General features: G+C 65.5%; 7 protein-coding genes. 1 reads left to right on the top strand and 6 read right to left on the bottom strand.

All coding sequences use genetic code 11. The features are described 5' to 3' along the window. From I6U14_RS12570 to I6U14_RS12545, 6 genes are all read right to left on the bottom strand, one after another. Positions 1-699 (bottom strand): rhodanese-like domain-containing protein, encoded by a 699-nt coding sequence (locus I6U14_RS12570; protein ID WP_296899810.1) that lies wholly within the window; start codon positions 697-699, stop codon positions 1-3. A 61-nt stretch (positions 700-760) separates the two neighbouring features. Continuing rightward, positions 761-1,324: a hypothetical protein gene (locus I6U14_RS12565; protein WP_296899808.1), complete on the bottom strand. Its 564-nt coding sequence runs from the start codon at positions 1,322-1,324 to the stop codon at positions 761-763. 96 nt (positions 1,325-1,420) lie between these two features. Beyond that, a complete protein-coding gene (soxA, locus tag I6U14_RS12560; RefSeq protein ID WP_296899806.1) occupies positions 1,421-2,257 on the bottom strand; it encodes a sulfur oxidation c-type cytochrome SoxA in 837 nt (278 codons plus the stop codon). Between the two features lie 131 nt (positions 2,258-2,388). Next, complete coding sequence (gene soxX, locus I6U14_RS12555; protein ID WP_296899804.1) at positions 2,389-2,760, bottom strand: sulfur oxidation c-type cytochrome SoxX; 372 nt, start codon at positions 2,758-2,760, stop codon at positions 2,389-2,391. Positions 2,761-3,188: 428 nt separating this feature from the next. Continuing rightward, entirely contained in the window at positions 3,189-3,824 is a 636-nt protein-coding gene (locus I6U14_RS12550; protein ID WP_296899799.1) for a response regulator transcription factor, read from the bottom strand. After that, complete coding sequence (locus tag I6U14_RS12545) at positions 3,821-6,058, bottom strand: PhnD/SsuA/transferrin family substrate-binding protein (RefSeq protein WP_296899798.1); 2,238 nt, start codon at positions 6,056-6,058, stop codon at positions 3,821-3,823. Before I6U14_RS12545 ends, I6U14_RS12550 begins: the two co-directional genes overlap by 4 nt. Before the next feature lie 253 nt (positions 6,059-6,311). On the opposite strand from I6U14_RS12545, the gene soxB reads away from it, so the two are divergent. Then, positions 6,312-8,099 (top strand): thiosulfohydrolase SoxB, encoded by a 1,788-nt coding sequence (soxB, locus tag I6U14_RS12540; RefSeq protein ID WP_296899797.1) that lies wholly within the window; start codon positions 6,312-6,314, stop codon positions 8,097-8,099. The last annotated feature ends 186 nt before the right edge of the window (positions 8,100-8,285 follow it).

The following is an 8,285-nucleotide window of genomic DNA, read 5'->3' as shown; positions in this document are numbered from 1 at the left end:
TTAGGGCTTGACCGTGGTGAGCCCGACACTCACCCAATCCTGCATGCCGCCGCGGTACCACTTCAGCTTGTGCACCGGGTAGCCCATGTTCGCAAGCGTTTGCAGGTTGGCGGTGGACTGCGGGCACCAGATGCCGTTGCAGAACAGTATCAGCGTCTTGGCGTTACCGAAGTCCCACTTGTCGTTCTGGGCATCGTAGTCCGCGCCGAACTGGTCGGCGAGGATCTGCACCAGCGTGTCCGCTTCTGCCGGGGTCTCGAAGGTGCCCTCCACGTCCGTGTTGATCTTGTTCCAAGGGATGTTGACGGCGCCTGGGATGGTGCCGCGCATGACCCAGTCGGGGGTGCGGGAGTCGATCAGCATGATGCTGTCGTCACCGGCCGACATGCGCTTCAGGTAGCTCAGCACCTCCAGCTCGCCGACGGTGTCGACCCCGGGCACGGCCTCGATGGGCTGCACGCAGAAGGGCGGACAGCCGCGCTCGGTCTTCTGGAACATCTCAGGCAGCTTGGCGTCGAGGTCGTGGCCGCGCTTGACCACGATGGTCTCGCCGTCGTGCTTGACCTCGACGGACTCGACGCCGGGGGCGATCATGTTGTCCGCGGCCCAGGCAAGGCCTGCGACCAGCAGGCCGCAGGCGGCCGCGCCCAAGCGCAGCGCGGCGAGTTGGTGGACGGGGCGGTTGGTGGCGGTCGTCATTGGTATCTGTCTCCTCTCGCGGGCAAATGGATAGAGTTGCCGGGTATCCGCAGCGCAGTCGTCACTCCTTGACGGCCTCGATCATGTACTCGGGGAAGCCCGCGTCTTTCTCCGCCATGGCCTGCTCGTAGCCGCGCTCCGCCTGGAACTTGGCGGCGGCGGCCGCTTTGATGGCCTCGTCGAACTCGCCGGCGCCCGCGAGCGTCTGCGCGTTCTTGATCATCTTTGCCGTGTCGCGCCACTCACCGCCGACGGAGGCGGCCTTCTTGCGAGCCTCTTCCGCTGCGGCGATCAGCGACTCCGCCTGGGCGGCCTTGTCGCCTTCTTCTGCGGTGGCCTCGCCCGTGGCGACCTTGATCGCGAATTCCGACTGCCGGACCGCCCAGTAGGCGATCATCCTGGCCTTGGTGTACTGACGCGAGGGCAGCAGGGACTTGGCTTCGTCGATCATTTCCTGCGCCTGGCTGTCCTCGGCGCCGGCGTCCACTGCCTTCTGGTGCATGGTCTCTGCCTCGGCGATGGCAGCTTCGGCTTCGTCGCGTGTGGTGGCCCAAGCGCTGGTGAGCGGTATCGCAAGCAGTAGAACCGTCAGGATCAGGTCTGTGGCTAGCCTGGTCATTCTCATTGAGTGAAAACTCCTCTCGTGCGGTTTGAGCCCGAGCCGCGCCGCCGCCCCGTGGGGGCGCAGCAGCTCGGCCGACGGGCTCAGGCGGGTGGCTCGTTATTTGCGCGCGCCGGGGCCGTTCAGCTCCAGGCCGTTGTTCATGTAGGTCATGAAGTACTCAAGGTTGCGATACTCTTCGCCCTGGGCCTCGAAGGGCTTGGCGCGCACCTGCTTGTTGCAGCCGGAGAAGCGCCGATGCAGCGTGCCCATCTCGCCCCACTTGGACCGGTATACCGGGAAGTGCGTGGTGTGGCCGAGCGCGGGGCTTAGGATCTCCGTGCGCAGTGTGGTGCCGGAGCTGCTGATGTGGCAGCTGGCGCAGGCAAAGTTGAGCTGGCCGCGGCGGGCGAAGTAGAACTGCTTGCCCTGCTCGTAGGCCTCCAGCGCGCGGGGGTCGTCCTCAGGGATTTCGACATCGACCACCTGCCCGCGTGACTCATAAGTCATGTAGGCCAAGATGTCGGCGATGGGGCCCTTCTTGTACTTGAGCGGATCTTCGCCGTTGGCCTCGCGGCAGTTGTTGATGGCCAGCGGCAGGGTCATGACCATGCCCTTCTCTTTGTCCCAGTAGGGATACTTGCCGGCGACCCCGGGTCCGTCGGGGAAGCAGTCCTTGTAGGTCTTGCCGTTGGCGAAGGGTGTGTTCCACATCTCCTCGCCGTCGGAAATCGCGGCCTCGTAGGGCGGGAACTCCTCGATGGCCTCCCAGTTCTCGCGACCGACGGGGTCGATGGAGTAGACGCCGTTGACGAAGTCCGCCTTCTCGACCTGCGGGAAGCGTTGCTCGAAGTATGTTTGCCAGAGCTCGCGGTCTTCCTCCGGGCTGGCAAAGAGCGGCGTGGCCAGCAAGCCGCCGATGCAGGCGGCGGTGATGGTGGTAGTGGTCTTGTTCATGTTGCTGCTGTCTCCGATGCGAAGTTCACAGGGTCATCGCGTACTCGGGTCCCGGCTCGGACCTTAGGGCCGCGGCTGAAGGCGGCCCGCCGAGGTGCCGCCGAGCCGGCGGTGTCAGGCCGGTCAGGCCGTCACAGGGACCAGATGTACTCGACGACGTCGATGAACTCCTTGTCGCTCAGGATGCCGTGCTTGCCGAAGGGCGGCATCACGACCTCGGGGTTCTTGATGGTTGGATCCCAAATCTGTTCGGCCAAATCCACTTTGCTGGGGTAGCGGGTCTGCATGGCCACCAGGGCAGGGCCGATGGCCCCTGGCGATTCGCCATCGGGCATGACGTGACAGGCGATGCAGTTGCCGCGGGAGCGGTCGAGGGCAACTTCCTTGCCGGCTTCCACATTGCCGTTCAGGTCCATCTCGGGCATTTCGGCCTGGACGCCGGCTGCGGTCAAGGTCAGGAGTGCCGCCGCCGAAACGGCGAACAGCGGCAGTTTGAAGGGCATGGCATACCTCCTGGGGGATTGTTTGGATTGTGGCTCGTTCGAATGCGCACCGTCGTTGCGACAGCGTCGCCTTGCTCGCCTGGCTCTTGTCGTGCGACGTCGGCCGTTAAGCCGAGTCGGGCGCAGCGTTTTGATTGTTATCGTTGGCCCTAAGGGACAGCGGCGGGCGAGCGGCTCTTCAAGGGCCGCGGCTGTTTATCGTGTAACCCGCTCTGCCCTGGGGATGGTGCCCCCACCTTAGACAAAACGCAAGGTTTGGCAGAAAAAGCGCAAGGTTTGGCGTCGCCGGCGCTGCATTCGTCGTGGTAAGACGCCATCTGTCTGGATGGATTCCAATGATTGTGCCATCGGCTTGCACCAAATCGGCGCATGCCGCCTGGTGCGTCCGGAGGCGTCCGCAGCAGGTCGGTGAGTTTCCTCGCAAGTGCTCAGCCCTCCTGGGCGCTCTTCGCCCGGTCTGGGTAGAGCATCAGCATCATGCGCATCAGCTCGGACAGCGAGCGGGCCTCCAGCTTCTCCATCACCTTGGCGCGATGCGCCTCAACGGTGGATTGGCTGATACCGAGATCTGCCGCAATCACCTTGTTGCGCTTGCCGGCGAGGATCTGATCCAGCACCTCCCGCTCGCGCTTGGTGAGCCGTTGCACCCGGTCCTGTATTTGGGCCACTTCAAGCGCATGGCCGCGCTGCTCGGCGTCGACTTCCAGGGCACGGTGCACCGCGTCCAGTAGGGCCTGGTCGTTGAAAGGCTTTTCGATGAAGTCGACAGCGCCGTTCTTCACCGCGCGTACCGCCATCGGCACGTCGCCGTGGCCGGTGATGATGATGATGGGTGGGTGCAAGGCCTCTTCTGACAGACGCTCCTGCAATTCGAGCCCGCTCATGTGGCGCATGCGGACATCGAGCACTAGGCAGCCTGGGCGCTCCGGGTCGAAACAGTTCAGAAATGCCCATGCCGAGTCGAAGGTCTCGGCGGCGAGGCCCACGGAATCCATCAGCAGGCCGATGGCTTCGCGGACTTCGTCGTCGTCATCGACAATGAACACGGTTGGGTCTTTGCTCATGCGTGCTCTCCGGCATGGTCGGTTTCACTGCCGCCGGATTGTAACGGCGCGGCGGCGGGAGTCACCCTGTTGCGCTTGTCCACATAGGGCAGACTGAAGAAAAAGGTGGCACCAATGCCCGGCGTGGAATCCACCCACAGGCGCCCGCCGTGGGCCTCGACGATGCCATGGCTGATGGAGAGCCCGACGCCAAGTCCTTGGGGCTTGGTGGTGACGAAGGGCTCGAAAAGATGCTCTGGCGAGCCTTTACCAAGCCCGGGGCCGGTGTCCACCACTCGGATTTCCACTACGTCGCCGTTGCGCCGGGCCAGCAGCAGCACGCGCCGCTCCCGGGGCTGGTCTTGCATGGCCTCGACGGCGTTGCGCACCAGGTTCAGCAGCACCTGTTCGATTTGGGTGCGCTGGGCCATGACGGTATCGGCGCCGAAGCCAATCTGCCGGTGCAGCGCGACGCCGGCGCGTCGGGCGTCCTGACGCATCAGCACCAGCACGGTCTCGAACATGTCTGCGACGGCCACGGGGGCCATCTCAGGCTCCTCCTTGCGCACAAAGCGGCGGATATGGCGGATGACTTCGCCGGCGCGCTCGGCCTGCTCGGCGATCTTGGTCATAACGTCTTTGCAGGTGTCGGAATCAGCACGCCCAGCGCTGATCATGCGTACACAGGCGCGGGCATTGGTGGTGATGGCAGTGAGTGGCTGGTTCAGCTCGTGGGCGATGCCCGAGGCCATCTCACCCATGGTGGACAGGCGTGTGAAATGCGCCTGCTCGGCCTCCTGGCGGCGGAAGCGCTCGGCGGCCTCGCGGCGCTCGGTGATGTCGCGGCAGACGACGACGGTGCCAATGGTGTGGCCCTGCTCGTCGCGGATGGGTGTGGCGCTGTACTCCACCGGAAAGCTGCTGCCATCGCGCCGCCAGACGATGTCGTCGTCGACGAAGCGCGACTGATCGTCGCCGAAGGTGGCGCAGACAGGGCACTCGGCGCGGGGGTGAGGCTCGCCATCGGCACGGGTGTGGTGCAGGATCTCGTGGGTCTCGTTGCCGATGAGCTCTTCGGCACGCCAGCCCGTCATGCGCTCCATGGCCTTGTTGACGAAGGTGGTGCAGCCGATGAGATCGACACCGTAGATGCCCTCCGCGACAGAGTCCAGGATGAGCTGGTGGCGCCGCTCCAACCGCGAGTTGGCCCGGCTTAGGCGCTGATTCAGCTGCAGTACACGGCTGGTGAGCAGGGCCATGGTGAGCAGCGCCAGGCTGCCGATGACCACCGCGAGCCAGTATTTGGCCACCGCGTCCGCGAGGGTGAAGGGAGCCTCGTCGGCGTAGGGCGGGAGGTGCAGCTCCCGCAGCAGCTCATGCACCGGCTGGTAGTCCAGCGGCACGCTCCAGCCGGCATAATTGCCGGCGCGGGCGGCCGGGCCGTCCGCCGGCATCTGCAGCAGCGCCACGGCGACGGCTTGTGCCAAGTCTATGGGCGTGCCGGCGAGCTTGCTGAAGGGCCACTCCGGATACAGAGATGTGCTGTGCAGGGGCGTGAAGCCCGGCGTGTCGCGGGCGCCGAGCACCTTGAAATCGTCGAGGTGGATGGTGCCGGCGGCGGCCATTTGCTCCAGCACCTCGGTGCGCACGCTGCCGGCGTCCACCTGGCCCTTCTGGACCGCCAGGACCACGGCGTCGTGGATGCCACCGAAGGCGACGCTGTCCAGGTCGTCGCTCATATCCAGACCGTGGTGGAGGAGCTCGCGCTTGGCCATCTCGAAGCCGCCGAGGGACGTAGGATCAACGGCCATGAAGCGCTTGCCGGCTAGGTCTTCGATCCGGGTGATGTCGTCACGGTCCTTGCGGGTAAAGAGAACGCCGCCGAAGACATTGCGCGCTTCTGCGCCGCTGCCGTTGCGCAGGGTCGCGATGCGGGACACGCCGTAAGCCGTCTCCAGCGCGACATAGATGGACGGGTTCACCAAAACGAAATCCACACGTCCTGCTGCCACCGCAGGCGCTACGGCGGCGAAGTCGAGTGGAGCGACATCGAATTGGTAGCCCGGCACTTGCGCCGAGAGATAGTCCGCCGTCGGCTGCCAGGTGCTGCGGGTGCGTGCGTCACCCCGATGGCTCAGCACGCCGATCAGCACCTGACGCTCTTCAGCATCCGTGGCGGCGGGGCCGGCCGCGCGCACGCACCCTGGCGGTGCGGCAGCCATGAGCAGTGCGAGCAGCAGGAGCAGTGCGGGCATCGGGTGGGCTGCTGGGAAGTCAGGCCGGCGGTCGGGCAGGCCGGGGGTCGTTCGCGGCGTCGGGGCCGCCCGATGTTGGCAATGCCGGCACCTGCGCATGCATACTATTGCGGCCTTCGATCCCATCCGGATCTGCACGGCGGCGGGCCGTCTTCCGCCACCCGCGACGGCGTCAGCCGCAGACCGCGGGCGTTTCGGATATCGGGGTCAGCCCCAGCCGCCCTAAGTAAAAACCAGAGGAGATCATAACCGAATGTCCATTTCTCGACGTGAATTCGTGCGCCTGATGGGACTCGCCGGTGCGGCCGGCATGCTGCCTCGCTCCGTGTTCGCTCAGGCGAAGCAGCCGAGCGACCTCTACGAAGTGCCCAAGTTCGGCAACGTGACCTTGCTGCACATGACGGACTGCCACGCCCAGCTGAACCCCATCTATTTCCGTGAGCCGAACGTCAACATCGGTATTGGCCCCGCCTACGGAAAGGCGCCGCACCTGGTGGGTAAGGCGTTGCTGGAGCACTTCGGCATCGAGCCGGGCGGCATCGAGGCGCACGCATTCTCGTACCTGAATTTCGGCGAGGCCGCCGAGCAGTACGGCGCCGTCGGCGGCTTCGCACATCTTAAGACGCTGGTGGACCGCATCCGCGCCGACCGCGGCGACGGCAACAGCCTGCTGATGGACGGCGGCGACACCTGGCAGGGCTCGGGCACCGCCTATTGGACCCGCGGCATGGATATGGTGGGCGCCTGCAATCGGCTGGGCGTGGACGTGATGACCGGCCACTGGGAGTTCACCTACCTGGACGAGGAGGTCATCAAGAACATCGGCGCCTTCAACGGCGACTTCGTGGCGCAGAACGTCAAGGTGCGCGAAGAGGCCCTGTTCGACTACAAGTTCGCGGACTTCGGCGGCTTCCAGGAGGACGCCGGCCTCGCCTTCAACCCCTACACCATCAAAGAGGTCGGCGGTGCGCGCATCGCCATCATCGGCCAGGCCTTCCCGTACACCCCCATCGCCAACCCACAGCGCTTCATCCCGGACTGGACCTTCGGCATCCAGGACGCGCGCATGCAGGAGTTCGTGGACAAGGTGCGCGCCGAGGAGGAGCCGGACCTGGTGGTGGTCATCTCCCACAACGGCATGGACGTGGACCTCAAGATGGCCAGCAAGGTCACGGGCATCGACGTCATCTTCGGCGGCCACACCCACGACGGCATGCCGGCGCCCTCCATCGTCGAGAACGCCTCCGGCAAGACCCTGGTCACCAACGCCGGCTCCAACGGCAAGTTCCTGGGTGTCATGGACCTGGACGTGAAGGACGGCAAGCTGCGCGACTACCGCTACCGGCTGCTGCCCGTGTTCTCGAATCTGCTGCCGGCGGATGAGGACATGGCCAAGTACATCGAGGAGACCCGCGCGCCCTACCTCGACAAGCTCACCGAGGAACTGGCGACGGCTGAGGAGGTCCTCTACCGCCGCGGCAACTTCAACGGCACCTTCGACCAGGTCATCTGCGACGCCCTGCGCAAGGTCAACGACGCCCAGATCAGCCTCTCGCCCGGCTTCCGCTGGGGCACCACGGTGCTGCCGGGGCAGAAGATCACCATGGACAACGTCATGGACCAGACCTGCATCACCTACCCCGAGACCTACCGCCGGGAGATGAAGGGCAGCGAGATCAAGGCCATCCTGGAGGACGTCTGCGACAACCTCTTCAACCCGGACCCCTATGTCCAGCAGGGCGGCGACATGGTGCGCGTCGGCGGGCTCGACTATGTCTGCGACCCGTCCGCCGGCATGGGCGAGCGCATCAGCGACATGCAGCTTGACGACGGCACCAAGATCGAAGCGGATAAGACCTACGTCGTCGCCGGCTGGGCCACGGTCGGCAGCCAATCCCCGGGCGAGCCCATCTGGGAGACCGTCGCCACCTACCGGCGCGACGTCAAGACGGTCAAGATCGAGAAGCTCAACACGCCCAAGCTCAAGAATGTCGAGGGCAATCCCGGCATCGCCGACTACGCGGGCGAGATCCTGAGCTGATCCTAACCCCGATTCGGACCCCCGATTCGGACCCCAAGTCGGCCGCCCCGGCCGGCCGCCCCTGCGCACCCTCCGCCCAGGAGCGTGCGGGGGCCTGGGTCTGTGGCCACCTGCCGACTCCGTCCCGCTCATCCCGCGGGCGAGCTCACACACGGTCCGCGCAAGTCGGCCACACCCACCTTCGCA

The organism is Thiohalocapsa sp., assembly GCF_019695415.1.
GTDB lineage: Bacteria > Pseudomonadota > Gammaproteobacteria > Chromatiales > Chromatiaceae > Thiohalocapsa.
Note: the sequence above shows the minus strand (reverse complement) of the source record. Positions and strands in the feature narration are given on the sequence as shown.